Source organism: Turicimonas sp. TL08 (assembly GCF_054660695.1).
The window spans coordinates 25026-52002 of sequence record NZ_BAAGDP010000002.1; the positions used below are offsets into that span (position 1 = coordinate 25026).

At 46.5% G+C, this 26977-nt stretch carries 30 protein-coding genes; 19 read left to right on the plus strand and 11 right to left on the minus strand.

Annotated elements, in window-relative coordinates; all coding sequences use genetic code 11:
* The first annotated feature begins 303 nt into the window (after nucleotides 1-303).
* Complete coding sequence (locus ACYQ4O_RS01325; RefSeq protein WP_460174500.1) at nucleotides 304-2103, plus strand: C69 family dipeptidase; 1800 nt, start codon at nucleotides 304-306, stop codon at nucleotides 2101-2103.
* Nucleotides 2104-2559: 456 nt separating this feature from the next.
* On the opposite strand, the gene fur is transcribed toward ACYQ4O_RS01325, so the two are convergent.
* On the minus strand, nucleotides 2560-3018 hold the full coding sequence (fur, locus tag ACYQ4O_RS01330) for a ferric iron uptake transcriptional regulator (protein ID WP_460174501.1): 459 nt from the start codon (nucleotides 3016-3018) through the stop codon (nucleotides 2560-2562).
* A 72-nt stretch (nucleotides 3019-3090) separates the two neighbouring features.
* Here fur and ACYQ4O_RS01335 point away from each other — a divergent pair, with 72 nt between their 5' ends.
* The 5 genes from ACYQ4O_RS01335 (at nucleotide 3091) to ACYQ4O_RS01355 (ending at nucleotide 6275) form a co-directional block, all read left to right on the plus strand.
* The gene (locus tag ACYQ4O_RS01335; RefSeq protein WP_460174502.1) at nucleotides 3091-3606 is read left to right on the plus strand and encodes an outer membrane protein assembly factor BamE; all 516 of its coding nucleotides are present in this window, start codon (nucleotides 3091-3093) and stop codon (nucleotides 3604-3606) included.
* Nucleotides 3606-4412, plus strand: coding sequence for a 4-hydroxy-tetrahydrodipicolinate reductase (dapB, locus tag ACYQ4O_RS01340; RefSeq protein WP_460174503.1), 807 nt, complete (start codon nucleotides 3606-3608; stop codon nucleotides 4410-4412). Before ACYQ4O_RS01335 ends, dapB begins: the two co-directional genes overlap by 1 nt.
* A gap of 50 nt (nucleotides 4413-4462) precedes the next feature.
* Nucleotides 4463-4660, plus strand: a complete 198-nt coding sequence (locus ACYQ4O_RS01345; protein ID WP_308512828.1) for a hypothetical protein — start codon at nucleotides 4463-4465, stop codon at nucleotides 4658-4660.
* Complete coding sequence (locus tag ACYQ4O_RS01350; protein WP_460174504.1) at nucleotides 4657-4962, plus strand: hypothetical protein; 306 nt, start codon at nucleotides 4657-4659, stop codon at nucleotides 4960-4962. The genes ACYQ4O_RS01345 and ACYQ4O_RS01350 overlap by 4 nt, the downstream gene beginning before the upstream one ends.
* A gap of 311 nt (nucleotides 4963-5273) precedes the next feature.
* Nucleotides 5274-6275 carry a 2Fe-2S iron-sulfur cluster-binding protein gene (locus tag ACYQ4O_RS01355; RefSeq protein WP_460174505.1) on the plus strand — a complete coding sequence of 334 codons (1002 nt, stop codon included), beginning with the start codon at nucleotides 5274-5276 and terminating at the stop codon, nucleotides 6273-6275.
* Here ACYQ4O_RS01355 and lgt read toward each other — a convergent pair.
* From lgt to mdcA, 7 genes are all read right to left on the minus strand, one after another.
* Nucleotides 6272-7066 carry a prolipoprotein diacylglyceryl transferase gene (gene lgt, locus ACYQ4O_RS01360; protein ID WP_460174506.1) on the minus strand — a complete coding sequence of 265 codons (795 nt, stop codon included), beginning with the start codon at nucleotides 7064-7066 and terminating at the stop codon, nucleotides 6272-6274. The two genes, ACYQ4O_RS01355 and lgt, sit on opposite strands and share 4 nt — an antisense overlap.
* Nucleotides 7067-7080: 14 nt before the next feature.
* On the minus strand, nucleotides 7081-8550 hold the full coding sequence (sbcB, locus tag ACYQ4O_RS01365) for an exodeoxyribonuclease I (protein WP_308512824.1): 1470 nt from the start codon (nucleotides 8548-8550) through the stop codon (nucleotides 7081-7083).
* A gap of 213 nt (nucleotides 8551-8763) precedes the next feature.
* A complete protein-coding gene (mdcE, locus tag ACYQ4O_RS01370; protein WP_460174507.1) occupies nucleotides 8764-9555 on the minus strand; it encodes a biotin-independent malonate decarboxylase subunit gamma in 792 nt (263 codons plus the stop codon).
* Complete coding sequence (locus ACYQ4O_RS01375) at nucleotides 9548-10399, minus strand: biotin-independent malonate decarboxylase subunit beta (RefSeq protein ID WP_460174508.1); 852 nt, start codon at nucleotides 10397-10399, stop codon at nucleotides 9548-9550. The genes mdcE and ACYQ4O_RS01375 overlap by 8 nt, the downstream gene beginning before the upstream one ends.
* Nucleotides 10380-10685, minus strand: a complete 306-nt coding sequence (gene mdcC / locus ACYQ4O_RS01380; protein ID WP_460174509.1) for a malonate decarboxylase acyl carrier protein — start codon at nucleotides 10683-10685, stop codon at nucleotides 10380-10382. Before mdcC ends, ACYQ4O_RS01375 begins: the two co-directional genes overlap by 20 nt.
* A gap of 10 nt (nucleotides 10686-10695) precedes the next feature.
* Nucleotides 10696-11538, minus strand: a complete 843-nt coding sequence (locus ACYQ4O_RS01385; protein ID WP_460174510.1) for a triphosphoribosyl-dephospho-CoA synthase — start codon at nucleotides 11536-11538, stop codon at nucleotides 10696-10698.
* The gene (mdcA, locus tag ACYQ4O_RS01390) at nucleotides 11538-13190 is read right to left on the minus strand and encodes a malonate decarboxylase subunit alpha (protein ID WP_277040335.1); all 1653 of its coding nucleotides are present in this window, start codon (nucleotides 13188-13190) and stop codon (nucleotides 11538-11540) included. The genes ACYQ4O_RS01385 and mdcA overlap by 1 nt, the downstream gene beginning before the upstream one ends.
* Before the next feature lie 202 nt (nucleotides 13191-13392).
* Between mdcA and ACYQ4O_RS01395 the strand changes: the two genes are divergently transcribed.
* Both ACYQ4O_RS01395 and ACYQ4O_RS01400 read left to right on the plus strand, forming a co-directional pair.
* Nucleotides 13393-14055, plus strand: coding sequence for a malonate decarboxylase holo-ACP synthase (locus ACYQ4O_RS01395; RefSeq protein ID WP_460174511.1), 663 nt, complete (start codon nucleotides 13393-13395; stop codon nucleotides 14053-14055).
* Nucleotides 14056-14059: 4 nt separating this feature from the next.
* Nucleotides 14060-14962 (plus strand): ACP S-malonyltransferase, encoded by a 903-nt coding sequence (locus ACYQ4O_RS01400; RefSeq protein ID WP_460174512.1) that lies wholly within the window; start codon nucleotides 14060-14062, stop codon nucleotides 14960-14962.
* A gap of 3 nt (nucleotides 14963-14965) precedes the next feature.
* On the opposite strand, the gene ACYQ4O_RS01405 is transcribed toward ACYQ4O_RS01400, so the two are convergent.
* Nucleotides 14966-15913, minus strand: coding sequence for a LysR family transcriptional regulator (locus ACYQ4O_RS01405; RefSeq protein ID WP_304702799.1), 948 nt, complete (start codon nucleotides 15911-15913; stop codon nucleotides 14966-14968).
* Between the two features lie 262 nt (nucleotides 15914-16175).
* On the opposite strand from ACYQ4O_RS01405, the gene ACYQ4O_RS01410 reads away from it, so the two are divergent.
* The 3 genes from ACYQ4O_RS01410 to thiE all read left to right on the plus strand — a co-directional run bounded on the left by ACYQ4O_RS01410 (nucleotide 16176) and on the right by thiE (nucleotide 18518).
* Nucleotides 16176-16991, plus strand: a complete 816-nt coding sequence (locus ACYQ4O_RS01410) for a sulfite exporter TauE/SafE family protein (protein ID WP_308512818.1) — start codon at nucleotides 16176-16178, stop codon at nucleotides 16989-16991.
* A 104-nt stretch (nucleotides 16992-17095) separates the two neighbouring features.
* Nucleotides 17096-17890, plus strand: coding sequence for a hydroxyethylthiazole kinase (gene thiM, locus ACYQ4O_RS01415; protein WP_460174513.1), 795 nt, complete (start codon nucleotides 17096-17098; stop codon nucleotides 17888-17890).
* Nucleotides 17883-18518 (plus strand): thiamine phosphate synthase, encoded by a 636-nt coding sequence (thiE, locus tag ACYQ4O_RS01420; RefSeq protein ID WP_460174514.1) that lies wholly within the window; start codon nucleotides 17883-17885, stop codon nucleotides 18516-18518. Before thiM ends, thiE begins: the two co-directional genes overlap by 8 nt.
* On the opposite strand, the gene ACYQ4O_RS01425 is transcribed toward thiE, so the two are convergent.
* A complete protein-coding gene (locus tag ACYQ4O_RS01425) occupies nucleotides 18515-18865 on the minus strand; it encodes a hypothetical protein (protein WP_308512815.1) in 351 nt (116 codons plus the stop codon). The two genes, thiE and ACYQ4O_RS01425, sit on opposite strands and share 4 nt — an antisense overlap.
* Before the next feature lie 189 nt (nucleotides 18866-19054).
* Between ACYQ4O_RS01425 and ACYQ4O_RS01430 the strand changes: the two genes are divergently transcribed.
* The 8 genes from ACYQ4O_RS01430 to murI all read left to right on the plus strand — a co-directional run bounded on the left by ACYQ4O_RS01430 (nucleotide 19055) and on the right by murI (nucleotide 26359).
* Entirely contained in the window at nucleotides 19055-19975 is a 921-nt protein-coding gene (locus ACYQ4O_RS01430) for a hypothetical protein (protein WP_460174515.1), read from the plus strand.
* Between the two features lie 131 nt (nucleotides 19976-20106).
* The gene (locus ACYQ4O_RS01435) at nucleotides 20107-21000 is read left to right on the plus strand and encodes a phosphoribosylaminoimidazolesuccinocarboxamide synthase (RefSeq protein WP_460174516.1); all 894 of its coding nucleotides are present in this window, start codon (nucleotides 20107-20109) and stop codon (nucleotides 20998-21000) included.
* Between the two features lie 62 nt (nucleotides 21001-21062).
* On the plus strand, nucleotides 21063-21563 hold the full coding sequence (gene purE, locus ACYQ4O_RS01440) for a 5-(carboxyamino)imidazole ribonucleotide mutase (RefSeq protein ID WP_308512812.1): 501 nt from the start codon (nucleotides 21063-21065) through the stop codon (nucleotides 21561-21563).
* A gap of 8 nt (nucleotides 21564-21571) precedes the next feature.
* On the plus strand, nucleotides 21572-22741 hold the full coding sequence (locus ACYQ4O_RS01445) for a 5-(carboxyamino)imidazole ribonucleotide synthase (protein ID WP_460174517.1): 1170 nt from the start codon (nucleotides 21572-21574) through the stop codon (nucleotides 22739-22741).
* Nucleotides 22742-22829: 88 nt separating this feature from the next.
* Nucleotides 22830-23825, plus strand: a complete 996-nt coding sequence (locus tag ACYQ4O_RS01450) for an L-threonylcarbamoyladenylate synthase (protein WP_460174518.1) — start codon at nucleotides 22830-22832, stop codon at nucleotides 23823-23825.
* Nucleotides 23826-23827: 2 nt separating this feature from the next.
* Nucleotides 23828-24700 carry a pseudouridine synthase gene (locus ACYQ4O_RS01455; protein WP_460174519.1) on the plus strand — a complete coding sequence of 291 codons (873 nt, stop codon included), beginning with the start codon at nucleotides 23828-23830 and terminating at the stop codon, nucleotides 24698-24700.
* Nucleotides 24678-25580: a DMT family transporter gene (locus ACYQ4O_RS01460; protein ID WP_308512808.1), complete on the plus strand. Its 903-nt coding sequence runs from the start codon at nucleotides 24678-24680 to the stop codon at nucleotides 25578-25580. The genes ACYQ4O_RS01455 and ACYQ4O_RS01460 overlap by 23 nt, the downstream gene beginning before the upstream one ends.
* Entirely contained in the window at nucleotides 25565-26359 is a 795-nt protein-coding gene (gene murI / locus ACYQ4O_RS01465) for a glutamate racemase (protein ID WP_460174520.1), read from the plus strand. The genes ACYQ4O_RS01460 and murI overlap by 16 nt, the downstream gene beginning before the upstream one ends.
* Here the strand turns inward: murI and ACYQ4O_RS01470 are convergent.
* Complete coding sequence (locus ACYQ4O_RS01470; protein WP_460174521.1) at nucleotides 26356-26958, minus strand: cyclase family protein; 603 nt, start codon at nucleotides 26956-26958, stop codon at nucleotides 26356-26358. The genes murI and ACYQ4O_RS01470 overlap by 4 nt on opposite strands.
* Between the last annotated feature and the right edge of the window lie 19 nt (nucleotides 26959-26977).

The following is a 26977-nucleotide window of genomic DNA, read 5'->3' on the forward strand; positions in this document are numbered from 1 at the left end:
GAGTGCCGGTTTGAAGATTCTTCAGCCGGCTTCTTTCTTTTTAGGCATTTCCTGTTCTCGTCATTTCCAAGCGAAGAAAAGACAAAACCCAGAATCAAACAATTTTTAGACTATCCAATTCTACTTTCGGCATATCTGATATTTGGTCGAAAGGCAATATATTTCTCGGAGTCGATTTTTCCTTCCAAATTTTCTCGAGAAGCGGTAGGATGAGCGTGTGAATGGAGGATAGAAAATAGGAATCCTTCGCTCATTGGGAATCAAAGAATTTCCATCAAATCACTTCAATCTCAAGGAGGAACTATGTTTTCAAAGACTTTAGTCTCAGTTGCGATTGCATCAGCAGCTATTGCCTTCGGCGCTAATGCTCTCGCCTGCTCTACTATCATCGTCGGAAAAGACGTTAGTAAAACCGGGACCGTGATTATCGGGCATAACGAAGACAACGGCGGTCGAATCATCGCTCAGCAGCATTGGGTACCGGCTCAAACTCATAAAGCCGGCGAGATGATTAAGTTCGAAAAATCTGCCGCTGAAATTCCTCAGGCAGAAAAAACTCTCGGCTTCTATTGGACTCAAACCTTTTCTCCGACAGGAGCTTCTTTCTCGGACGGGTTTGTCAATGAAAAAGGCGTAACTATCGTTTCCAATGCTTGCTCTCAAATCTTCCCGGAAAACAAAGAAAAAGTTAAAGACGGCGGTGTCGGCTACGGCATTCGAAGAATTATGGCTGAAAGAGCAACAACAGCCAGAGAAGCTATCAAGATTGCCACTGACTTGCTCGATAAATACGGCTACTTTTCCAATGGACGTACTTACACCATTGCTGATCCTAACGAAGTGTGGCAATTGGCTATCCACCAAGGCAACAAATGGGTCGCACGCAAAGTCAAAGACAATGAAGTTGTCTACATCCCGAACAATTTCATGATGAACAAAGTCGACGTCACGGACAAAGACGGCGTCATGGTGTCTCCGGGCTTAGTTGAAAAAGCCATCAAAGACGGCAAATACAAACCAGCCGTGGAAGGCCAATGGACAGACTTCAATTTCCGTGAGGCCTATCAGCCTGCGAAGCTGAGAGAAGCCCAATACAATTTCTCCAGAAATCAGATCGCTTGGAAGAAAATCACAGGAAAGACGTTCAACTCCGCTGATGAGTTCCCCTATAGCGTAGTGCCGACCAAGAAGTTCGGTGTTGAAGACGTTAAGAAGATTCTTCGTGCCGATTCCAAAGAAGACGGAAAAGCCGGAGAGTGGTACCACGAAAAAGGCTTCGGAATTTCCAGACCGACGACTCACGAATCCGTTGTGTATGTCATGGACTCAAATCCTCTTTTCATCCAGGCATACAAAACGTTAGCCAGACCAAGCGAAACACCGTATGTTCCGCTTTATCCGGTAGCAAAACCGGCTCAGGCGACAGCCTTCTTGACTTGGGATGAAGCGACAAAACAGCATTTCAATGCCAAACCGGAAAGCTTCAACTACAATCCGGATTGGCCTGTCTGGTCCTTCATCAATACTTCCAATGCTGTCGAATACATTCATCCTGCCTATGAAAAGAATATGAAGCAGGTCCGTTCTTTAGAGAAAGAACTCGGCAAAACAGTTGCAAAAGAATTAGAGACAGCAAAAGAGTTGGCCAAGATTTCTCCTCAAAAGGCACAGGAATGGCTTCATGCTAAGAATGTTGAAAAATTTGAGAAAGCCCAGCAAGCCATGCAGGAAGCTTTCGAAAAGCTTTCTCCTCATGACGTCTTAGTCCTCGCGGATTCAATCAATTCAAAAGGTGATGAAAACGTAACTATTGCGCTGCTTGGCGATAAGAAGCTCAAGGTTAAAGATGTTAATCTTGCCAAGACTGTTGCTGGTCCGGGACGTTCTTCCGTTGGCGGCAAAGTCAGCTTAACTTCTCTGGCAAAGCCGACTTCTTCCGAAATCAAAGATGTTAACGGTGACGGCGTTGAAGATATCGTCTTTACTTTCACAGCTAAAGATGTAGCCAAAGATATGCTTCCAGGCGCTGTTTACGACGTGTGGCTTTATTCCGAAGCCAAAAACAAACCTATTGCAGGTTTTGGCACAGCTATGATTAAGTAATCAAGCTCATTTCTTTGCGGCTCATTGTTTTGCACGATGAGCCGCTTCCAGAGTATTTTTCTTAATATATCTGTTACTCCAGTTCAAACAGTATTTGATTATCTCCTCTTCTACAGGAGACAAAGTAGTACTCTTTTGTTCATAATCTTCCTCAAGACTGAGGCGAACTCTTTCGTGTTCATCCAAATGAACCTCCAGATCATATTTTCTAATCTTAAGTTTATTTCCTAGCCGACCGGAAGAATTTCTGAGCATTATCAGATCTTTTCCTGAGAGTTCACATTCCGTTGTGCTCTAGGCTCGCACGTTGAAAGGTCAGCAACTGTTTTCCTGAAAGCTGAACTCTTTTGATGTGAAGATATGCAGTTTCAAAAAATTGGAGGAGCGTGAGAAGACAACTCTCCTCGCCCCGCCCCTCTAATCTTTCTGCAAATCAAAGAATGTTATTTTGACTTTTTACTTGGCCTCTTTCTTCTGGCAGTCTGAACATAGTCCGTACAGAGCCATAGAGTGATGCACTAAACTGAAACCGTGTTTCTTGCTAATCTCTTTTTGCTTCTCTTCAATCTCCGGATCCACAAACTCTTCGACTTTGCCGCAGCTGACGCAAATCAAATGATCGTGGTGATGATTGTCGTTAAGCTCAAATAAAGCGTTGTCTTTATCAAAAGTACGGCGTACAAGAATGCCTGCAGTTTCAAACTGTGCCAGTACGCGGTACACCGTTGCTAAGCCGACATCTTCGCCTTCTTGAACGAGAGTACGGAAAACCTCCTCCGCGCTCATATGGCGTTTCTTACCGGAGTCTGCGTTCTTAATAAAAAGATCTAAAATTTTTAATCTTGGCCCGGTCGCCTTCAATCCTAGATCTTTAAGATCAAAGGGATTTGCCGGATTGAATGTTTTCTTTATCATTTAGCCTTTCCATTTCTATCCTTAGTTAGCTATCATACAGCCTGTTACTATATTGTCCATTAAATTCAACTCATGAAACGATTTTTTGCAGTTGCGGCTATCTCATCCGTATGTTTAATTAGCGGTTGCTCTACTGACAGCCTTCCAGGTTATTTGAAACCATACCGCCCTGACGTTCATCAGGGAAACGTGGTGACTAGCGAAATGCTCGAGTCTCTTCATGAGGGTATGACTAAAAATCAGGTAATTTTTCTTCTCGGTACACCGACCCTGATAAGTTCTTTCCACAAAAATGAATGGGACTACATCTATTACCTGAATCCGCGAATCGGAGAAACTCAGATCCGTAAACTTCAGGTCTATTTCGATGATGATGGAAGAGTCGAAAGCTTCAAGGCCGATAAAATGCCGGACGAAACAGACGCTGATCTCATGATCTTGGGCGAAAGAGCCCGCGAAAGCTCCATCAAGCGCAACGAGGACATGAAAAAAGAAAAAGAGGCTGCCGCCGACTCCTCTGCACAGGCTCAACCAGTAATCCAAGAACAAGATTCATCAGTCTCCTCCACTGATAAGGAAGCTCAATAATGATTAAAACCGCAATCTCAGGGGCCAGCGGCAAAATGGGCAAAATGCTCATCGAAGCGGTCATGAATAATCCCGAATTCGAACTTGTCGCTGCATTGGATCATGCCGGCTCCTCTTCTATCGGACAGGATGCCGCTGCTTTCTTAGGAAAAGAAAGCAACGTAAAAGTCACCGCTGATACAGCTTGCCTTAAAGCCTCCGGAGCTCAAGTTCTGATTGACTTCACCCGACCTGAAGGAACCGTCGGTTATCTCAAAGTCTGCGGTGAGGACAAAATAGCAATGGTTATCGGTACCACGGGTTTTTCTGCTGAACAGAAAAATCTGATCGATGAAACCGCTAAAGTCATCCCAATCGCTTTTGCCCCGAACATGAGCACCGGAGTAAATGTTACTTTCAAATTCCTTGCTGAAGCAGCTAAGCTCATGCCGGATTACGATTGTGAAATCGTGGAAATGCATCACAGCCGTAAGGTGGACGCTCCTAGCGGTACAGCCGTTGAAATGGGCCGTGTAATCGCTGAAGCCCGCGGGCAGAAACTTGAAGATGTTGCAGAATGGGCTCGTCACGGACACACCGGTCCCCGCGTTAAAGGTTCCATCGGATTTGCCGTTCTTCGCGGCGGCGATGTCGTAGGCGACCACCGCGTTATCTTTGCCGGTAAAGGTGAGAGAATCGAAATCGCTCACCTTTCCGCTTCCCGTGAAGGCTACGCTCAAGGAGCTTTAAAAGCCGCAGCATTTTTAATCGGCAAGCACAACGGCCTCTACAACATGGCCGACGTTCTTGGCTTAAAGGATAACTAATCCTGATGGTTTCTGATACGGTCCGGAAACTGGAGGAGGCGGTCCACCAAATGGCAATCCGCCTCCAACAGCTGCAGCTGGAAAACCAAAGACTGTTTGAAAAAGCTGCAAGACAGAGTATCGAAATTCAAAAACAAAATGATGAGATAGTCTCGCTGCGGGAAAAGATCGATATCGCAGTACAGGATATCAACGCCAACATTAAGAAGATCGATTCCATCATTGAGTCAGCCAAGAAAACCTCATGACTTCCGTACCTAAAACATTCAATATCCAAGGCGTCCAGCTCGCACTGCAGCTGGAGCCGGAAGATCTGCCCTTAATCGAAAAAGCTGTCAACGAAATTAATCAGGCAGTTCGAAATGTAAATCAAGGTAAAGACCTCGTCCTCACTCCCAATAAGCAAACTCGCATCTTGCTTTACGCCATTCTTCAGCTCATTTATTCAAGGGATTCAACGCCTGCAGCCGTGCCCCCGGATGTTGAAAAGAAGCTGGAATCGCTGCTGGTTTTCTGCCAGGATACTCTTAAGCGTTCCCAGTCATACTGAAACCAAAAGTTATCAAAAGCTCAATTAGAGGCTTCATCTATTTACTTCTAAAAGTTTCACTCATACAATACATCCATCCCCTGCGGAATACGATTAGCGACTGGTTGTTCTTTGAACCAATACTAAATCGTATGGATGCTAACTTGGCTTCCTCTCTGTTGAGCGGCACGCGCTGCTGCTCCTAAGACTAGTCAGAGGCGTCCACCCTGAACCTTCGGTTCAGGACACAAGTCGGACGGTTCAAGCGGGGGACCTAACAAACGCTTTGGTATAATCCAGAGCGTTTATTTTTTGCATGATAAGTGACTAGTATGTCTCATAAAATTCAAATTGCAGATTCCAATATTATTTTTGCGGCCGAAGATGGAGAAACCGTCAGCCAGGCTGCTGAAAAAAATGGAGTCTTACTGACTTTAGGCTGCAGAATGGGTGCTTGCGGTGCTTGCAAGAGCAAATTGTGCACCGGCGAAGTCAGCTACTCAAAAACGCCTCTTGCCCTGACTGAAGAAGATAAGAAAAACGGCATGATTCTTCTTTGTACCGCGGTCCCGGCAACTGACCTTGTAATCGAAGCTAAAAACGCCAGAAGAACAAAGAAATCAGCAAAACAGTTCGATGTAAAAATTGTCAAGATCGTTAAGGTGAGCGACGATATCCTGAGCATGACCATTGAACGCGTTGACGGTCAGAAATTCGACTTTGAGGCCGGTCAGGTCATCAATATTCTTTTGCCCAACGGCGATTCCAGAAGCTACTCTTTTGCCTCTCCGGCTGTTCAGCAAACTACAGCTGACCTTTACATTCGTCATGTCAGCAACGGCTTATTCACAGGACTTCTCTTCAACGGTGCCGTCAAGGAAGACAACGTCCTGAAAGCAGAAGCACCGTTCGGAACTTTCACTTTTAATACTCCGAAAGATAAGAAAGCCGTCTTCTTAGTAACAGGCACAGGAATTGCTCCGGTAATGAGCATTCTTCGTACACTTAAAGCTAACGATGACTTGGAAGGCAGAGATATTTCTCTCTTCTGGGGTGTTCGTCACGCCAAGGATTTGGCATTCTTATCTGAACTGGAATCTTTAGCAGAAAGCTATCCGGCCTTTAAGTTCTATCCGGTCGTCTCCAAAGATGAAAACTGGCCCGGACTCAAGGGCAGAATCACCAAGCACGCTGCTGAAATTATCGGCGACTTCACTGACTGCGATGCTTATTTGTGCGGAAGCACACCGATGGTTAACTCCGTCACTGACTACTTGTTTGTCAGATGCGGCCTCAAAGAAGACCGCACCTTCTCTGATGCTTTCGGCGGTTAAGCCTTCTCTTTCTTAAGGTAGGCATAGGCCATCAAACCGATGCCGGCAGCAATCAAAGGAATACACAGCCACTGTCCTCTCGACAAGGACAGTGCCTGCAGTCCGAGATAGCTGTCGGGTTCTCTGAAGAACTCAACGATAAATCTGCCAACCCCATAAACCAGGAAAAACAGCCCGGAAACAGCGCCTCTCGGCCTTGGTTTAATCGAATAAATCCAAACAATCAAAAATAAAATCAAGCCTTCAGCGGTAGCCTCATAGAGCTGCGAAGGATGACGCGGAATGTTGTCTTCTGCTTGAGGAAAAATCATCGCTAACGGAAAATTCGGATCCGCAGCCCTTCCCCACAATTCCCCGTTGATGAAGTTTCCTAAACGACCGAAGAAAAAACCCAGCGGAACCAGCGGTGCAACAAAATCTCCGACAGTCAAAGGAGACTTCTTTTTGCTCCAGGCAAAATAACAGATAGCTAAAATCACGCCGATAAAACCGCCGTGTGCACTCATGCCGCCTTGCCAGACCGCAAAAATTTGCAGCGGATGACTGAAGTAGTATTCCGGCTGATAAAAAAGAACGAACCCCAGTCGTCCGCCGAGAATGACGCCGATCATTCCAAGAAATAACAGGTCTTCCAGGTTTTCTTTGGTAATGTCTCGCCAAGCCTGGCGGCTTCTATAGAGACCGAGGGTATAAAAAAGCGCAAATCCGATAAGGTACATCAAACCGTACCAATGAATGCCGAATGAGCCGATATGGAAGGCAATAGGATCAAATTCTGGGTGCACTAACATCGCGGATTGTTCCTTTACTGTAAATCTTCTTGAAGACCTTCTCCGTACTCTCTCAGTTCCTCAATGAGTTCCATATTGACGTTGGGTCTTTCAGCAAGTTCATCAAGAAGTTTGAAATACTCTTCAAAGGTTCGGCTGCCGTTTGCCCCGCGAATCAAATGCTGAGATTTATATAAATACCAATCCGCAGAATCCTGCTCGGTCATCGCTTCCGGATAATTCCTGGAAATAAAGCGGCGGATTAACTTATCCATGCCTTTGTACTGAAAATCTTTGGTTAAAGATTTCTCGGACAATTCAAACTCATTCATTGCTCTGAGCTCATCAAGAACTCTTCTGTCTTGATCGCCGACAAAACCGCCGGAATAAAGTGCCGTTTCAATATCTTCATCCTTCGGTTGAGTTCCTTCGAAATGTTCCCGACGAATTTCGTTGAGCTTCAAATAAAGATTGCTGACAAAACTTTTATCCATCTCTTTTAAGAATTTTGTTCTCTCTGCCAGTTCTGTTCGGCTTATGCCGAACATCTGTTCAAATTCGTTTTTATAGAAGGGAGAGGCTTTGACGACAAAAGGATATTTATTGGCTGAGAGGCTCACAAACGGAAGAGGCTTTTTGCCCGCTTCCCTATCTTCTGCAGTTAAATTCGTTCTGGCTTCTAAATCTGAATCTTTAAGCTGCGGCAGTTCAGCCGGATCGGCAGTTAAATCCCAGCATAAATATTCTTTGCCTGATTTCAGAATCGGGAAAAGCAAACGCAGGTTCTTTGTCGCGGGAATGGAATAATCGGCGACAGCTAAGAGGGCGGTCTGAGAGTCCAGCAATTTCTGCACATTCTCTTTATTAGACAAACTGACGGCGTAATCCCAAAACTTCGGCTCCGTATCTTTAATCTTCTTGGCCAGTAAAGCCGTTGCCCGCGCATCAGACAAAGCATCGTGAGCATGGTCGTGGACTAAGCCGTTTGCCTTGGTCAGCTCTTCGAGCTTCATCGAAACGGAACCGTTTTCTTTATGCGGCCAATTCAAGGTTCCCGGTTTAAAGGCATAAAGCGCTTTAATCACGGTAAACATATCCATTCTGGCGCGTCCTTCTCCGAACTCCCTGTCATACGGGTTGATGAGATTTCTCCAGAACATGAATCTGCTGACTTCATCATCAAACTTTAAATTGTTATAGCCGAGAACAATAGAATTCGGTTCTTTAAACTCTTTATAAATTTTGTTGGCAAAAACAGCCTCGGGCTCGCCTTCCGTTAGACACATAAGAGGCGTAATCCCCGTTAAAAGACACGCTTCCGGGTGCGGAAGATAGTCATCGGCAGGAGAACAGTAAATCAGCATATCCTTGCTTTTGCGGCGGAAGTTTGCGTCCGTCCTGAAACCGCCGAACTGCGCAGGCCGGTCCCGTTTCTTATCGGTACCGAAAGTTTCGTAGTCGTACCAATAAAAAGTTACGTCTGATGCTGTGCCTTCCTGGGCCATTTATTTCTCCACTTTCCGCGCAACTCAGGTGTCCGTCCTTATGCGCGTCTATTGCTGTTTTTCGATATCAAATAGAAGATTTTAACGTCAAAATGAAATTTTGATTAAGAGAAGAAAAGAGTGATCTCATTTCGCCGCATTGTTAATATGCAAAAAAACACTCAGCCTCAAAAAGAAATGACTGAGTGTTCTAGCTAAGAAAGAAAGGATTTTTTACCAAGCTTCTTTGACTAAGCGTCTGACTTCTGATGTTGCTTTACGGTTCGGACTGCCCAAGCGATTTCTGAGATCACGCGGACTTTCTTTAGCCTTCTGAATGGCAGCTGCAATTTCGTCTGCTGCCTGTTTAACATCTGCTTCACTCGGATCGTCAGCAGACGAAACCTTGAGAAGTTTTTCCAAGAGACCTAATTCCGCATAGTGCTTAATGTCATAGGCCATCGGAGGAACCTTGGCGGCAAATTTATCAAGTTCGGCTACGCTGCGCAGTGTAATTCTGGCGGCGGATTCTTTTCCCATCGCATGAATTAAAACTTTAGGATCGTCTAAGGCCAAAATACGGTTGGCTTGGTAGCCGTGAGCTAAGAAGGCCCCTGACATCGCTTTTCCTACGATCAAGGAAACAATCGGATGACCGGCCTCACGCGCCTTGGCATAAGCCGCCACCGAGCCGGCTAAAGCCTGATGAATACCGAAGGCCTCTTCTCTTCTGCCGTAAGCCTGGCTGGTTACGTCAACAATAGCAACGATTGGACGCTTTTCTGCCTTATCAGCATCTTCCTTAACGATGGTGCTGATGGTTTTAGCCAAAGTCCAGCCTTCTAAAAGTCCAACTTCTCCGGTTCTTGCACGAGGATAATGATTATTCGAATCAGGGACGACGGCGACATAAATCACACCGTCCTGTTCTACTGCCTTGACGGAATCTATCAAAGGAAGGAATGGGACGCCGGCCGGCGCAAGCTTCTCTAACCAAACGGCACCGCGGGTTTTTGCATTAGTCATGTTTAAATCCTCCTTCATAGAGTTTTTCGGCGGTTCCCGGCTGAGCTTGCTCAGCAGTGTCATAGGCAGAAAGTTTTTCTAAGAAATAATCAATACATCCGGTCCTGAAATGTTCAGGAACGCCCTTTTCTGCACATTCTTCAACGGCCTTTCTGATTTCCGGAACATCATCTTTAACTAATTTGTCCACAAAGCCGCATCTGGATCTGACTTCACCGCCAGTCATCTGCCAAATAAACGGTTTGTCTTTAGAGTTGTACTCACGGATGCCGGCTTCCTGCTCAATTACCTGAGGGCCGTTTAAACCAAGACGAGCTTCTTTGGTCACCACAAGGTAGCTGCACAATGCGGCTGCAATAGACATACCGCCGAAGCATCCGACGGTGCCGGCTATAACGCCGATAACCGGTGTAACTTCTCTTGCTCTGACAATTGCAGCATGAATATCTGCGATGGAGGCCAGACCTAAGTTGGCTTCCTGCAGACGTACTCCGCCGGTCTCTAGGCACAGCACCACGGTAGTCGGTTTGCCTGCCAAGCAGTCTTCTGCTGCTAAGTCAATGGCCGCCGCCATTTTTGCGCCCGAGACTTCGCCCATGCTTCCGCCCTGGAAAGAGCCTTCGATAGCAACGACAACGGCGTTCTTGCCCTGTATTGTTCCCTTAGCAATGACCATGCCGTCATCTGATTGAGGAACGATCCCTTGCGGTTCCAACCACGGAGATTCCACGCCGTCAAAGGGTCCGAGAATTTCACGGAATGAACCGGAATCTAAAATGGCTTTAGCTCTTTGACGAGCGCCTAATTCAATAAAACTCTCTTTGTTATGCATGTTCGGCCTCATCTAAAACTTGTTCAACTCTTAAGCGCACAACTCCGGGAGATGCTCCGAAATCGTTAATCCGCATGCGGCCTGCAGGCAGCGAATTGAATTGTTGGATGCGGGAAAATAATGCCTTCCAGCGTTCTGCACTGTTATCTACAGAACTCTTAATAATCACGGTCAAAGTATCGCCGTCAGAAGATTCAAACACTACTTCCAGATCGCCCGAACTCACTACGCCGTTTTGTAATTGGACGTTCTTATCCAATGTCTTCGGCGCCTGAAGGGTTAAGGTAACTTTTTCCATAATAGTCGACCTAATTAATCCTAATTGAACTAAATTTATCTATAAACAATGTGGTAGCCAGCAGATCCGCGGCGCCTCCGGGAGAGACTCTCCGCGCTCTGCTCCAGACATCAAGTTCTTCCAGTATTCTTTCTCCGTCTTTACTTTCAAAGCCTCCGGCCTGAAGAAACTCACGGCTCTTTTTCTGCAGCCCTCGTAGAGCTTCCATTCCTCCCCGGTAGGCAACGCAAGTGTCATTAAGAGAAGCCGTCAAAGCCAGCAGGCTGTTGATTCTGGCGCTTTCTTCCGAACAGCCTCTCTTGCGAGAATGATGAAGCATCGGTAAGGAAGCATAGACAATATGAGGGAAACCTCCCTGAGCTTCTTCTTTTGCTCCCGTCAAACCATGAAGCTGCTTAACCGTTTGACCGTGTGTCGGTTTATGAGAGGATGCCTTTCTGTCTTCGGTGGAGGCCAATTTGGCAATGTCTTGGAAGAATCGTCTCTTTGACGTATTCATCTGATGCGATGCCAGAACGGAACTGCAAAGTCCTAACGACCAGATTGCTCCTTTGTGCGTATTCACGCCTCCGGTCACAGAAAGCATCTGGGCTTCCGCCTCTCTGCCGATAAGGCCAATCTCTTCTCGAAGAACCGCATCAACTTCCCTTCCCCAAGAGACTTTTGCCATCTCCAGGAAGAAGGGTTCGAGACACTGAGCGGACCTCTCCATCAAGGTCAAATCCATATCGGAATGGCTGCCGCTGCTTCTCCTGTCTACTAATCCGGGCTTAGGGGCCAAGAACGCTTCTTCTATCAAAGCTAAAGAAGCATTTGCAGCCAGAAAGTGAAGATCAGAGAAGGAAGAATTCATTACCAGCTCCGGAATTTTGCCGGTGGTTCATACAAACCGCCGGACCACTCAACCAAATCAGCAATGCTCTTGGCTGCAAGCATGGAGCGGGTAGCTCTAGACTTATCGATTCCCAAATCAGATGGGAAGGCCACCTTACCGGACTGACGCAGTTTTTCGACATCCTTCGGGTTTGCTCTGAGACCGATATCGGTAATGCCTGCGACTGCTGCAATCATCTTTTTCCTCTCTTCCATGGAATCAGCCATGTACAGATAAGCGATTCCTTCTTCTGTCAGAAGATGAGTGACGTCATCAGCGTAAATCATGATCGGGGCAAGAGGCATTCCGGCGTCCTTAGCAACCTGAACGGCTTCCAAGTTTTCGACGAATGTCGGTTTAGCCTTAGCCTGGAATGTTTCAACCATCTGAACAACCAGCTTGTGGCCGCGGGCAGTTGGACTTGGTTCTTTGATCATGTCAAGCCATGCTTTTGTGGCATGCCGTCTTCCGTGAGGATCGTGGCCCATGTTCGGAGCTCCGCCGAAACCCGATAAGCGTCCCTTGGTAACGGTAGAGGAGTTGCCTTCAGCATCAATCTGCAGAGTGGAGCCGATAAACATGTCGGCTGCATATTGGCCGGCCATTTGGCAGAAAGCTCTGTTAGAACGCATACTTCCGTCAGCGCCGGTAAAGAATACATCCGGGCGTGCAGCCATGTATTTTTCCATGCCGAGCTCACCGCCGAATGAGTGAACGCTTTCAACCCAGCCGCTTTCAATAGCCGGGATTAGCGTCGGATGCGGATTCAAGCACCAGTTTTTGCAAATCTTGCCTCTAAGACCCAGTTCTTCACCGTAAGTAGGAAGAAGAAGTTCAATAGCTGCCGTATTAAAACCGATACCATGGTTCAAAGACTGAACCATGTGGCGCCCATAGATCCCCTTCAAGGCCATCATCCCCATCAAAACATGTTGGTTCTTAATCTGGCGTGGATCGCGGGTAAACAACGGTTCAATAAAGAAGGGCTTATCGCTCTTCACGATTAAATCAACCCAAGAACCTGGAATATCAACGCGTCTCAAATCTTTGGGATCGTCAACAATCTCATTGACCTGGGCAATCACGATACCGTCATGGAAAGCTGCGGCTTCGAGCAGTGCCGGAGTGTCTTCCGTGCTCGGACCGGTGTAGAGATTACCTTCTCTGTCTGCTGCATAAGCAGCAACCAATACAACGTCGGGGATGAGATCGACGTAGAGACGGGAATAAAGTTCGATATAAGTATGAACGGCACCGATTTCCAATGCACCGTCTTCAAGAAGCTGTGAAGTTCTAAGGCTTTGTGCGCCGGAGTAGGAAAAATCTAACTTTCTGGCGATGCCTTTTTCAAACACGTCCAAATGTTCCGGAAGACTCATGCTAGGGATAATCATGTGCAGATCATGGACTTTATCCGGATTGACTTCGCACAAAGATCTGGCGAGAAAATCTGCCTGTTTCTGATTATTACCTTCAAGAACGACCTTGTTGCCTGGTTCAATAACGGCCTCTAAGGCTGCAACGATATTTTCAGTTGGAATAACCTTACCGTCTTGTTTTAAGCGGGACAGCCGCTCTTTTTTCAAGCGGCGGCGTTTGTCCCAAATTTTAGGCTCTGAGCCAAACTGCATTTATTGCTCCTTTGGGAATGTGATTGCTTTTCTAAATTATGAAAATTCAGGCTGCCTCTTTCAATAAGTATTCACGTCACTTCATTAACTTTAATTTAATGAAATTTTTGATTCAAAACCCTTTTAATTCATCTTAACCATATGTATTTAAAAAATTATCGAGATTAACTTTCGTTTCAATAACCGTTTCACTTTATTTATTTTGAATCTGACCGTTTTCTCAGACTCCTTTATCATTGACGGCATGAACCTCAAAGCTTTTCTTCCGCACGATCTTCTTTTTCTGCGTCCGCAGACTCTTCTGCCGGATGATGCACCCGCCTGGGCGCAAGATTCGATAAAAGAAGGTCTTCCATGCGTTGTCAGACGAGACTTCTTCTCATTAGAAAAAATTCCGGTCGGTTTCCGAGGAACGCAGAGACGTCAACGATACGGTAGTTTTATTTCAAGTCAGGATGTCTTAAAGAAATTCTCTCCGGAAGACGCAGTTGCACTTCTATCATCGACCGACCTTCAGTCTTCCCAGATCGACTATTTAAAGGAATTCTCAGAATTGATTCAAGCAAATGAAGAACTAAAAAATTCAGTGAAATGGGGAGTTTCAGGTTCTTTCGGTTTTTCTTTAGCAGTCGGAAGGCAATATTTTCGAGACACAAGCGATATTGATTTAGTTGTCAGAGCCAATAATGAAGAAGAGCTGAAGTGTTTAGCTTCGTTGAAATCTTGGATTCTGACGCCCAAATTCCAACTTGATATTCAGATTCAAACTTCTAAAGGCGGATTCTCTTATAAAGAGTGGCTTAAATCGAAGAAGGTTCTTCTTAAAACAAATACCGGTCCGCTCTTAACCGATAATCCTTGGTGATCTTATGCGTAAAATCCTCTTCTCTTTTCCAGGTCAAGGTTCTCAGTATCCCGGCATGCTAGACGGGATTGCAAACCGTGATTTCTACGAAGATCTCTGCGTCCGAACCTTGAACAAAAGCTTGGACGAACTCACAACCGAAGATGCGCTCCAACACAATGCCAATGTTCAGGCTGCCCTGCTTATTTGCGGCGTCAGTTGGGCCAATGACTTCATTCAAAAAGGTCTAAAACCGTCTTTTACTGCAGGACTGTCCATCGGCGCCTTTCCCGCCGCCGTGATAGCAGGTGCTTTGCCGATACAAACCGCGCTAAAAATGGTTTATAGAAGAGGAACCCTGATGCAGGAAGCCTATCCAACCGGATACGGTTTGACTGCCGTCGTCGGATTGACTTTAGGAACGGTTGAGCAAATTTGTACTGATACCGGGTGCTTCATCGCCAATTACAACGCAGAAGATCAAATCGTTATCGCGGGCAGCGATGAAAACATGAGCAATGCCTCTGCAAGCGCCCTAAAAGCAGGGGCAGTCAAATGCGTACGCATTAAGATTACGGTCCCCTCACACTGTGAACTCCTTAACGGCGCCGCAAACGCCTTAGCAGAAGAATTCTCCAAGGTAGAGCTATCCAGACCCCGCATTACTTACATCAGCTGCTCTACCGGCCGGGCGATTTTTGATCCTGCAAAACTCAAAGAAGACCTTCTCTTTAATATGTGCCGCCGAACCCAATGGCATGAAGCGATGGTCAGTGTTTTCCAAAGAGGCTGCAATGTTGCAATTGAAATGCCTCCCGGAGAAACGTTGACAGGACTAACTAAAAAAGCTTTCTTGGAAAGTTTATGCGTCAGCGCCCAAACCATGGGTGTGGAAGAAATCTTCGACCAGCTCGAATTTATGCAGTAAGGCCTATTTGTTTCTTAGACTTCGCGCAAACATTCTTCCTTCGGCTACCAAGGCCAAGATATTCGGCTCATGCTGTCTGCTGCGCTTAAACACCATTGTGATGGATTGACTTCTGCGGCATGGAGGCTGAAGCGGAATAAATTTAACGGTATCCGGATAAACTGCAGCCATTCTTCCGGGAAGAATGGAAACCCCCACGCCTGCGTTTACTAAACTCAATGCAGAGAAAATGTCCTTAACTTCGGTTATGTGTTTAGGAGCAATATCAGCCTTCTTAAACAGCTGTCGAAAATCTTCATACGTGGCAAAGCCCGGTGCCAAAGTGATGAACCGTTCGTTTTCAAAGGCAGACAAAGGAACCGCCTCTTGAGTGTGGATTTTCATCCAGGCAGGAGTGGCGAGAAATAGTTCATCAACAAAAAGGGGCAGGATTTCAAAATGACTTGGCAAATCACTTTGCTCATCTAAAGCAATGACAATGAGGTCAAGCTCGTTTCTGTCAAGCTTAGACAACAGCTTCTCATTTGAACCCATCGTTAATTCAAATTCAATTCCCGGGCGGCGCAATTTCGAAGCATTAATCAAATGCGGAAGTGTACGGATAGTAAGAGAATATAAAGTTCCTACTTTCACCAAGGGACTGCCGACGCCGCCCGCAATTTTTGTGAGTTCAACCGCATGGGTCAAATGATCGATTACTTCTTGGCAATGAGATTGAAAAAGCTTGGCCGTCTCCAAAGGACGCAGGAGCCGTCCGCGGTGAGAAAACAGTGGACAGCCCAAACCGTCTTCCAGAGAATGAAGTGCACGATGAATACTGACCGAACTCATATTTAAAGCTTCAGCTGTTTTTCCCAAATTACCCGTCTCCATGAAAGACAAAAAGATCTCTATCTTCCTTAAGGTAATTTCTTCGTTTAACCGAAAACCTTCAAAGTAGTCTTTATCCATCTATACCTTCCAAATTTATCAATCGCGAAGCTGCGCCGACACACCGGCACAGCAAAAGCCGGTTTCGAGTTCCTGATTTTTCAAAAATTCACCCGCTCCAAGAAGAGGTGATAGCACTTCGAAGGCAAAGAGGAAATCCGATTTTTCCCGAATCTTGTCCTTTCAGTCCTGTAATCATCGGTATCTAAGCGTTATATTCCCGATTTGTTTTCTATTACTAAAACTTTCCCAAGACACAAGTTACACAAGAAAAGAGGTTCAAGTGGAATTACAAACAATTGCGCTCCTCGCTGCACTAGGATGCTGCACCGGATTTTTAGCAGGCCTTTTAGGAATCGGAGGCGGAATGATTATGACGCCTTTCTTGATCATGCTCATCCCTGCTTCGCTCATTCCCCAAGATCATATTGTTCATGTTGCCATCGCTACTTCCTTGGCAACCATCACTTTTACTTCACTTTCCTCAGTTAGGGCTCACCATAAAAGAGGAGCTGTTCTTTGGAATGTAGTTGCATCCGTTGCACCGGGAATTTTGCTTGGCGCTCTCCTTGGTGCGCAAATTGCCAGCCTGCTTTCTACATTTTGGATCTCTCTGATTTTCAGCTGCTTCGTCGGTTTTTCTGCTTTCAAGATGTTCATGAATAAGCGTCCGAAAGCTGACAGAGAACTTCCCGGAAATATCGGCCGCATATTTGTCGGTACCATTATCGGTATCCTTTCGGCCTTAGTGGGTGCCGGCGGCGGCTTCATTTCCGTCCCCTGGATGATTTGGTGCAATGTCAAAATGCACAATGCTGTGGCAACCAGCGCCGCTTTAGGATTTCCAATCGCTTTATTCGGTACCATGGGCTACATCATCAGCGGATGGAACGTCCAAGGACTTCCGCAATGGCCTGTTGATATTGGCTATATCTGCATCCCGGCTTTATTCGCTTTAGCTATCCCCAGCGTCCTTTTCGCACCTCTCGGAGCAAAGGTCGCCCACTCTATCGACGTGAAGCCTCTCAAAAAATGCTTTGCCTGCCTGCTTTGCTGCCTTTGCGTTTATATGCTTAGACAAGCCTATTTGGCCTGGTAAAAGTTTTCTGCCTACCTAATTGAAGCACCCTGTTGCTCGGTTTCGTTTTTTATTAAAAACTTAGCCTTAAACTTGGTGCTTTATTATTTAATCTGCTAAAAGTAATGACCGCTGTCCAGTTCATTCCCGGCTCTTCAGTAGCTGAATATTTGAGTCTCCTTAGAAGAAAGAATCCTTTGATTCATTGTGTGACCAATGAAGTAGTCCAAGAAATTACCGCAAATGTTTTGTTAGCTGCGGGCGCTTCTCCTGCTATGGTTGTCGGAGAAGGCGAAGCTGAAGACTTTGTCGGCATCTGCGATGGTCTGTCCATCAATGTCGGAACGCCGTTTTCAATGCGCGTCCAAATCATGAAAGCCGCCGCCCGAAAAGCCAGAGAATTAGGAAAACCATGGGTCTTGGATCCGGTAGCTGCGGGGTCTCTCGTTTGGCGTGACAAAATCATCTTTGAATTGATGAGAACCGGTCCTGACGTAATTCGCGGCAACGCTTCTGAAATCAAATTTCTCGCCGGTCAAGGCTCAGGCGGAAAAGGCGTAGATAGTACAGACTCTTCTGATTCCGCCGTTCAGGCTGCCGTCGAATTGGCCGAACACTATTCTTCTATTGTGGTCGTCACGGGCAAAACAGACTATATCACTGACGGCACTTCCACCTATTCAGCTGAAGGTGGGAACCCCTTGATTACGAAGGTTGTCGGCACGGGGTGCTCTCTGTCCACTTTAATTGCCGCTTTCATCAGCAGCACGGATAACAAGCTTGAAGCTGCAGCCGCCTGCTGCGCCTATGTTAAAAAGGCTTCCGAAAAAGCTGCGGCTGACTCTCACGGCCCCGGTTCTTTCCATGTCGCCTACCTGGACGCCCTGTACAACTTAAAACCGGAAGACTTTAATGCCTAATCCAATCGATCTGTCTTTATATCTGGTTTTGGATGCCAATCTGTGTCCGACACCGGAACAGATGGTTGAAACCGCCTTAGAGGCTGTTCGCGGTGGTGCCACCGTCGTCCAGCTGCGTGCCCCCGAATGGAAAAAACGCAAACAGCTTGATGCCGCTCTTCTGTTAAAGAAGGCCCTTTGCGGAACAGGTGTGCCTTTAATCATTGACGACCATCTCGATATCGCTTTAATTTGCCGAGCCGACGGTGTTCATGTGGGTCAAGCAGATTTGCCTGTGAATGAAGTAAGAAGGCTGATGGGAAAAAATGTCATCATCGGTCTTTCCGTCGGCAGCCAAGAAGAAATGCAGACGGTAACCGAGGATGTTGACTATTTGGGCATCGGTCCGGTTTTTGCGACGGCCACTAAAAAGGACGCCGGCAAAGCTATCGGGCTCCAAGAGCTCAAGGCACTCAAAAAGCAAACTTCCTTACCGGTAGTGGCTATCGGCGGAATTAATGCGTCTAACGCTAAAGAGACGATGCTGACCGGCGTAGACGGTATCGCTGTCGTCTCTGCTATCTGCGGAGCAGCTTCTCCCTACGAAGCTAGCAAAAAGCTTCGGGAAGAAATCAAAGACGGTGATTAATTAGATTTCTTCTTGTTCTGATTTCTGTTGATGAACTTCATCGCGCCGAAACAGACAAGAAGAATGGCTATCCAGCAGCCGATAAACTGAAAAGTCAGCCGAATGCTGGCTTTTCTTGCTTGAGTTTGAACAAACAGCCCGTAAGAAGCTTTTGCTTGCTCTAAAGTCGGAGAACAAAACAAAGGATTTTCATCGGAAAAAGGAGCCGCGGTATAACCGGCAGGTTCTTTTGCAGTCGAGGTTAAACCTTTTTTCTGACAGAAGGCTTCCAAGGACGGAAAGTCTTGTTTGACGGCATATTCCCAGTTGGCTTGCCCCAGTTCTTCTCCTTCTCCGTACGAATTCATAGAGTTGTACAAACTCCAGGAGGCCACGGCCAGGAAAGAAATCAAAAACCAAATTTGCCAGCGGAAAACCATTGAAAAGACCTTTAACAAAAAACGATTCGGAGTGTTCTTTTTGAGAGTCGAACTTCGAAGCTTCAGCCAAGAACGTGTACTCTTCTCTTATCCGATTAATAAAAAGGAAATTTTATTATGTATCAGAAGACTTTGCTTGCAGTGCTTGCAGCCGCTGCACTTTCTTCAGTTCAGGCCCAAACCGCTTCCGATGCGCCGGCAGCAGTCCAAAATGCTCCTGCTGCAGAAAGCTTCGGCCAGAAAGCAACCTCTTTCTTTGATTCCATAACGGATACCGTAAAGGATTGGGCAGATAAAACCCCGGGAGAAGTCGACAAGTATTCTCAGGAATTGAAAGAGAAGTGGCCCGGCATCAAAGACCAATTTAAAGAAAAATGGCAGCAGGGACTTGAGAAAGGCGGCGAAGCTAAAGACCAAGTCACCAAATGGATGAACGATACTTTCAGTAAAGAAAGAATGGATAAGGCGGAAGCTTGGATTAACAACTTCAAGGCCGGTACCGAAGAAAAAGTTATCGATCCGCTCGTCCCCTACCTCCTCTCCATGCGTTATCCAAACCCGATGGACGAATGGCAGGCCGGTTACCGCAAGATGGTCAATGTCCAAGTCAAAGGCTTGGAAACACCTTTGACCCTCCAGCTTCCGATTTCATGGGATGTCAGCCAAGATCTGAATGCTAACGGAACCACGCTAATGACATGGAGAAGCGAATCCGGCGACGGCCCATACGCAGTCTCTCTGATCAGCACTCCGGAGGGCGCAACCGTTGACAGCATTATGGCTGGTTTGGAAAAAGACAAACCGGGCCTCACGGCAAAGAAATTGGAAAATTCTCAGATTAAATATCTGGAGTATCCTGTGACTTCCGAGTCTAAAAACGCCGTGACCTACTATGCCGTTCCTCTCGAAGGCAAAACGATTTTGTTAGCCGCCGAAATCACCAAGAAGTCAGGACAAACCGAGCTGCAGCTTCAGGAAGCCATGCAGAAAGCTCAACCTTTCTTTGCCCTTCTGGTCCAAAGCGCTTTTGTAAAATAGCAGTAATCTGTCGGAAAAGTACGGAAATTTAAAGCTTTGAGCTGGTTATAGACGAGTTGGTTTAATTAAAATGTGCACCAAAGACGGTGCACTTTTTTTACCGTCATTTTCAATTCCACCGAGGACTTTAAATGGCCGAAATTGTTAAAACCTCTATTAAATCTCTCCCCTTAGTCTATAGAGGAAAAGTTAGAGACAGCTACGCTGTCGGAGAAGACAAACTTTTGATCGTAGCCAGCGACAGAATCTCTGCTTTCGACGTGATTCTTGACGACCCTATTCCTAACAAAGGAAAAATTCTCACGGGATTAACGGACTTCTGGTTCAAAGAATTGGACGGTATCGTTCCTAACCATTTGACAGGTATTGATCCTGAATCTGTGGTTGCTCCTGAAGAAAGAGACCAGGTTAAAGGACGTGCCGTTGTCGCTAAGAGACTCAAACCAATCCTCGTTGAATGCGTCGCCCGCGGCTATTTGGCAGGCAGCGGCTGGAAAGAATATCAGCAAAACGGTACAGTCTGCGGTGTTAAGCTTCCCGCAGGCTTAAAGCAAAGCGAAAAACTTCCTGAACCAATCTTTACTCCGGCAGCTAAAGCAGAAGCAGGCCATCACGACGAAAACGTCTCCTATGAACAAGTCGTTGAATTGGTCGGTCCGGAAATTGCCGAAAAAATCCGTGACTATACTTTGAAGCTTTATAAGAAAGCCGCTGATTACGCTGCCACTAAAGGCATCATCATTGCCGATACAAAATTCGAATTCGGCTTGGACGAAAACGGCACAGTTGTCTTGATGGACGAAATTCTCACTCCCGACAGCTCCAGATTCTGGCCAGCTGATCAATATAAAGTCGGTCAGTCTGAACCAAGCTTCGACAAGCAGTTCATCCGTGATTGGCTTGAAACTCAGCCGTGGAACAAGAAAGCCCCGGCTCCGAGAGCCCCGGCCGAAATTCTTCAAAAGACCAGCGAAAAATATGAAGAAGCCTTGAAGCGCTTAACAGGCAAAGGCGTAGAAGCTTAATTTAGAATCTCGAAGACAAGGCGCACTCGTGCGCCTTCGTCGCTATCTAGAGGAAAAAATTCATGTCAGAAAAAATTGAATCTCCGGTGGTAGGCGTTTTGATGGGTTCCAACTCCGACTGGGAAGTCATGGGCAACGCCGTCGAAATGCTGAAAAATTTCAATGTGCCTTTCGAAGCAAAGGTTGTTTCCGCACACCGTATGCCCGATGAAATGTTCAAATATGCCGAAACTGCCAGAGAACGCGGCATTAAAGTCATCATCGCCGGTGCCGGCGGTGCAGCTCACTTGCCCGGAATGCTCGCCGCTAAAACAACGCTTCCGGTTCTCGGTGTTCCCGTCCCTTCCCGTTATTTAAAGGGCGTCGACTCTTTGTACTCTATCGTCCAAATGCCTAAAGGCGTTCCTGTCGGCACATTTGCTATCGGCGAGGCCGGTGCAGCCAACGCAGCTCTTTTTGCCGTAGAGATTCTCGGCACAACTTGCCCGGGATTGGCCGAAAAGCTTGCAGAATTCCGCAAAGCACAAAACGCCAAAGCCCGTGCAATGGAACTTCCCGCTTAAGGATCGTTATGAGTCATGAACCAATTTTGCCGGGCGCCTGGCTCGGCCTTCTTGGAGGCGGCCAGCTAGGGCGCATGTTCGCACAGGCTGCCGCTACGCTTGGGTACAGAGTCTGCGTTTTGGAAAAAGATCCGCACGCACCGGCCGCAGCCGTCAGTGAAATGCACCTCTGCGCTGCTTACACGGATCGCTCAGCCTTGGAAAAATTAGGAGAGAAATGTCTTTCCGTCACGACTGAGTTTGAAAACGTTCCGGCCGATAGCTTAGAAATCCTAGCTGAGATGACGCAGGTTTCACCTGCTGCCAAGGCTGTTTCCATCACTCAAGATCGCTTGGACGAAAAGTCTTTCTTGAGTTCCATCGGCGCGCCCGTCGCTCCTCACTGCTTAATTGCATCTGCTCAGGATATTGAAAACGTCGATGAAAACCTTTTCCCGGGTATTCTGAAAACAGCCCGCTTGGGCTATGACGGCAAAGGTCAAGTCCGCGTCAAAAATAAAGCCGAATTGAGTGAAGCATTCAATACCCTCGGTAAAGTTAAATGCGTACTCGAGAAAATGCTTCCTCTCTGGAGAGAAGTATCCGTGATTTCAGCCCGCAACGCCATGGGCGAAGCAACAACCTTCCCGGTTTCGGAGAACGAACATCGTGACGGTATCTTGGCAGTATCCATCATGCCGGCAAGAATCAGCCAAGAACAAGCAGACAAGGCTCGTTCTATCGCTAAACACATTGTCAATAGTCTTGACTATGTCGGTGTTCTTTGCGTTGAATTTTTTATTCTCGAAAACGGCGAAATCATTGTTAATGAATTAGCGCCTCGTCCTCACAACTCCGGCCACGCCACTATCGAAGGCTGTATCAGCAGTCAATATGACCAGCAGGTTCGGGCCATGACAAATATGCCTTTGGGCGATACCACCCAAATTCAATATACCGTCATGCTTAACATCCTCGGCAATCTGTGGTTTAAGGCCGACGGCAATAAGTTTGAGCCGGATTGGGATAAGGTCTTAGCCTTCCCTCATGCCAAACTGCACTTATACGGCAAATTAGATGCGAGAAAAGGCAGAAAGATGGGACACATTACTTGTGTAGGCTCCACTCCCGAAGAAGCAATGAAGTGCGCTCTTCAGGTCTGCGATGCGATCGGTCTTCCAAAGCCTGAACACATATAGTTTAATGCTCTCAAATCAAACGGCCGGTGAACTTAACCGGCCGTTTGAACATTAAAATTAGCCATTCTGATTTTGTACATAACCGGATATGCTCGATAACGATCTGCTTCAAAAAGCAATAAAAATTTTGGACAACGGAGGCCTCGTCGGCATTCCGACGGAAACTGTTTACGGTTTGGCTGCGGATGCTGAGAATCCAGAGGCAGTAGAGTCCATCTATAAAGCAAAAAATCGGCCGTCCAATCATCCTTTGATTGTTCATTTAGCCAACGCCAAGGCGATTCCTCGTTGGGTCAGCGACTTTAACGAAGATGCAAAAAAGTTAACGGATGCCTTCTGGCCCGGTCCTTTGACAATCATTCTAAAAAAATCAGATGTTGCTAAAGACTTTGTAACCGGAGGACAGGACACGGTAGCTTTACGTTGTCCCTCTCACCCGATTGCTCACCGCCTCTTGGAAATCTTTGACAGGGGACAAGGGAAAGGATTGGCTGCTCCGAGTGCTAACTCTTTCGGACGGATCAGCCCTTCCACTGCTCAGCACGTTCGCGATGATTTAGGTGAGAAGCCTGAAGGCAAGGTTGACCTTATCATCGATGGCGGTCCGTGCGAGGTGGGCATTGAATCCACTATTCTGGATCTTTCCGGCGATACCCCGAGAATCTTGCGGGAAGGAGCGATTGACTCTGACCAGATCTCCTCTGTTATCGGCAAGCCTGTCATGCACGGCACCGTGTACAACTCTCCGAGAGTCTCAGGAACTTTAAAGAGCCACTACGCTCCGAAGCACAAGATGGAAATGGTCTCAGCCGAAGATTTGCCCGGTAAGACTCAATTTCTGGCAAGACAATTCAAAACATTTGGGTTAATTGCACCGGAAAAAATTGCCCATCGATTTAAACCGATATCGGAAAAAACATTTGCCTACTGTTCCGTACCGGAACTTTCTGCTCATCTTTATCAATGGATGCATGACCTGGATAAAGAAGATATTGACAGAATTTTTGTTGTTCCCCCTGAGTATTCTCCGTCCTCGGCAGGCGTTTTGGATCGTCTGACAAGAGCTTCGGCTAAAAAGGAATAATTATGTCTGAACAAGAGAATTCCCCCGGCGCCGGCATGGTTCGTCTCTCTAAGAGAATGGGAGAACTCGGCATTTGCTCACGCCGTGAAGCAGATTCTTGGATTGAAAAAGGCTGGGTAAGCGTCGACGGCGTCAAAATCACTGAGCTCGGCACCAAAATACGTCCTGATCAAAAAATAACTATCAATAATGCGGCAAAAACCGAACAGGCCGAAAAAGTCACTATCCTGCTTAATAAACCGCTCGGTTATGTCAGCGGACAAGCAGAAGACGGCTATGAGCCGGCGAAGGTCTTGATTACTGATGAAAATCATTGGTCGGAAGATCCGGTAAAAAAAGTCTTTAAACCTTTCCAAAGAAAAGGTTTAGTACCCGCAGGACGTTTGGATATCAATTCCACAGGACTTCTCGTTCTCACGCAGGACGGCAGAGTTGCTAAAAAGCTCATCGGCGAAGAAAGCAATGTAGACAAAGAATACATTGTGCGGGTCACTCCGGCGGACGGCACTTCTAATGCTGACTTCCCGGAAGAAAAGCTTCAGCTCTTGAACTTCGGACTTGAAATTGACGGTAAAAAACTTCTTCGTGCCAAAGTCGAATGGATTAATGACAATCAGCTTCGATTTGTCCTGCGCGAAGGCAGAAACCGCCAGATTCGTAAGATGTGCGAAGCCGTAGGCTTGAAAGTTCTTCAATTAAAGCGAGTCCGAATCGGCGGCATCAATCTTGGAAAACTGCCCGTCGGTAAATGGCGTTATCTGCAGGAAAACGAATCTTTCGAAGCTTCCTCTCATCACAAAAAAACAAGTTTTTCTTATTCAAAAAAATCTATAAGTCCCAAGAGAAACGTAAATGGAAATAGGAAAAAGTCTTAAACATATTTCGCCGGAATGGGGGCTCGTCTCCGTCTGCTTTCTTTGGGGCAGCTCCTTCATTCTTATTGCTACAGCCCTGGAAAGCATTTCTCCGGGGCTTTTAGTCACGTCTAGATTTATCTTAGGAGCTTTGCTCACGGCTCTCATCATGGGCAAAGAATTAAAAAACATTACCCGGGTAGACTGGATGGGCGGACTCTGGGCCGGCACCTGCATCTTCTTCGGATATTTTCTTCAGACGGTCGGCCTTCAAACAATTCCGAGCTCTATCTCGGCCTTTCTAACCGCTCTGTATGTGCCTTTTGTCCCTTTGCTGCAGTTAATTCTGTTCAGAAAAGTTCCTGAATTAACGGTTGGCCTTGGTATCGCCGTTGCTTTCGGGGGGATGCTGCTGATTCTTGACCCAACGAAACTTTCTTTTTCCGGGAGTTTCGGCGAATGGCTGACGATTGCCTCGGCTTTGGCTTGCGCTTTAGAAATTATTGTTATCGGAAAATTCGCAACTCAATGCAATCCAAAAGCCTTTTGTTTAACTCAGCTGACCGTGGTAGCAGCCTGGAGCACAGCTTATACCATTGCGTTTGAAGACATTTATGTCAATTGGAATCCGACTTTGATTGTCTGCATAGCCATTCTGGCCGGAATGATTGCTTTCAATCAAATCGTTATCAACTGGGCTCAAAAGACAGTCTCCCCGACAAAGGCCGTCCTCATTTATACGTTAGAACCTGTGTTTGCCGGGATTATCGGTTGGCTCGTCGGAGAGAAAATCGGACTGATGGCAGCCTTCGGCGGCGTCCTAGTGGTAGCCAGTGTCATTATCAGCTCTTGGCTGCCCAGATATATTCAAGAGAGGAAACTTGCGTGCAAAAAGGAATAATTGGTATTTTTGACTCCGGGTTGGGAGGTCTCTCAATTGCCCGAGAAGTTCGCACAATTCTGCCTTCCGAGAATATCCTCTATGTTGGAGATTGCGGAAATGCCCCTTACGGAGATAAAACCGAAGCCTTTGTAATTGAAAGGGTTCTCAAGATTTCGGACTTTTTCCTCAAACATAATGCCAAAGCCATCGTCGTGGCCTGCAATACCGCAACAGCTGCCGCTATAGATATCCTCAGAACAAAAGTGTCTATTCCCGTAATTGGCGTAGAACCGGCTTTAAAGCCTGCCGTTCTGAACACTAAGACCGGAGCGGTTGGGGTCATGGCAACAACGCGAACAATTTCCAGCAAACGTTATCAAAAATTATTAAATACCTACAACCCGGACAATAAAGTCAAAGTAGTCTCCATGAAATGTTCCGGGTTGATGAATTGCGTCGAAAACGGCGCTTGGGACGCTCCTGAAACCATTGAATTAATCGAGAAGTACACAAAGCCTATCAAAGAGGCCAACGCTGACTTTACGGTTCTGGGATGCACTCACTATCCGTTTCTAAAAAAACAAATCTCCAAGGCTTTGGGACCGAATGTGACGGTCTACGACCCCAGCCCGGCCGTGGCTAAGCAAGTCTTACACCAACTGGAAAAACAAGGCAGCTTGGAACTCGGAAAACAAGGAACGGAAAGATTTTTGATTACGAGTTTGACTCCTAAAACTCAGCAGATTATCTCTCTGCTCTGGGGCAAACCCGTTTCAGCAGAGAATTTGGAAATCTAGTTTTTAGCTATTTTTTTTATAAGGTAAGCACGAACCGGAGACGCTTCGGCCTTGAGCCATTTAATCGGAGCAGCACTCAGAAAGTAAACTCCCGGTTCGACCTTATCAAGTACCAGGTTTTCCAAAGCGCAAAGGCCGTGACTTAATGCAAATCGATGATTAGGAAAGTCATGGCTTTTTTCGTCATCAATAGACGGAGTGCTGGTACCGATCAAAACAAATTTTTCTTCAACCAAAAGCTCAACGACTTCCTCTGCAATTCCTTGTTCCTTGTCTTCAAACTTGAAAAGAATCCTTCCGCAAGCTTTGTATTTCTGAAACACTGCCCATGCCTCCAAGGACTTTGCGTTCAGCGCGAATTCAGAAGCCGCCACGATACAGTCACCGACAAAGGTCGATAAAGGAACCTTTCCGATACCGTTTTGTGAGCAAGAAAAATGCATCGGAGAATCGACATGAGTTCCAACGTGCGGAGTGACTTTGATTTCTGAAGTTTTAACTTCGTCATTGCAGATCCATTGCAAAGTTAACGGCGTATCTCCGTAATAGGCCGGCGTGTTCTCGTCAACCGCTTGAGAAATGTCAATAATCTCACTCATACTCATCTTTTATTAGTTC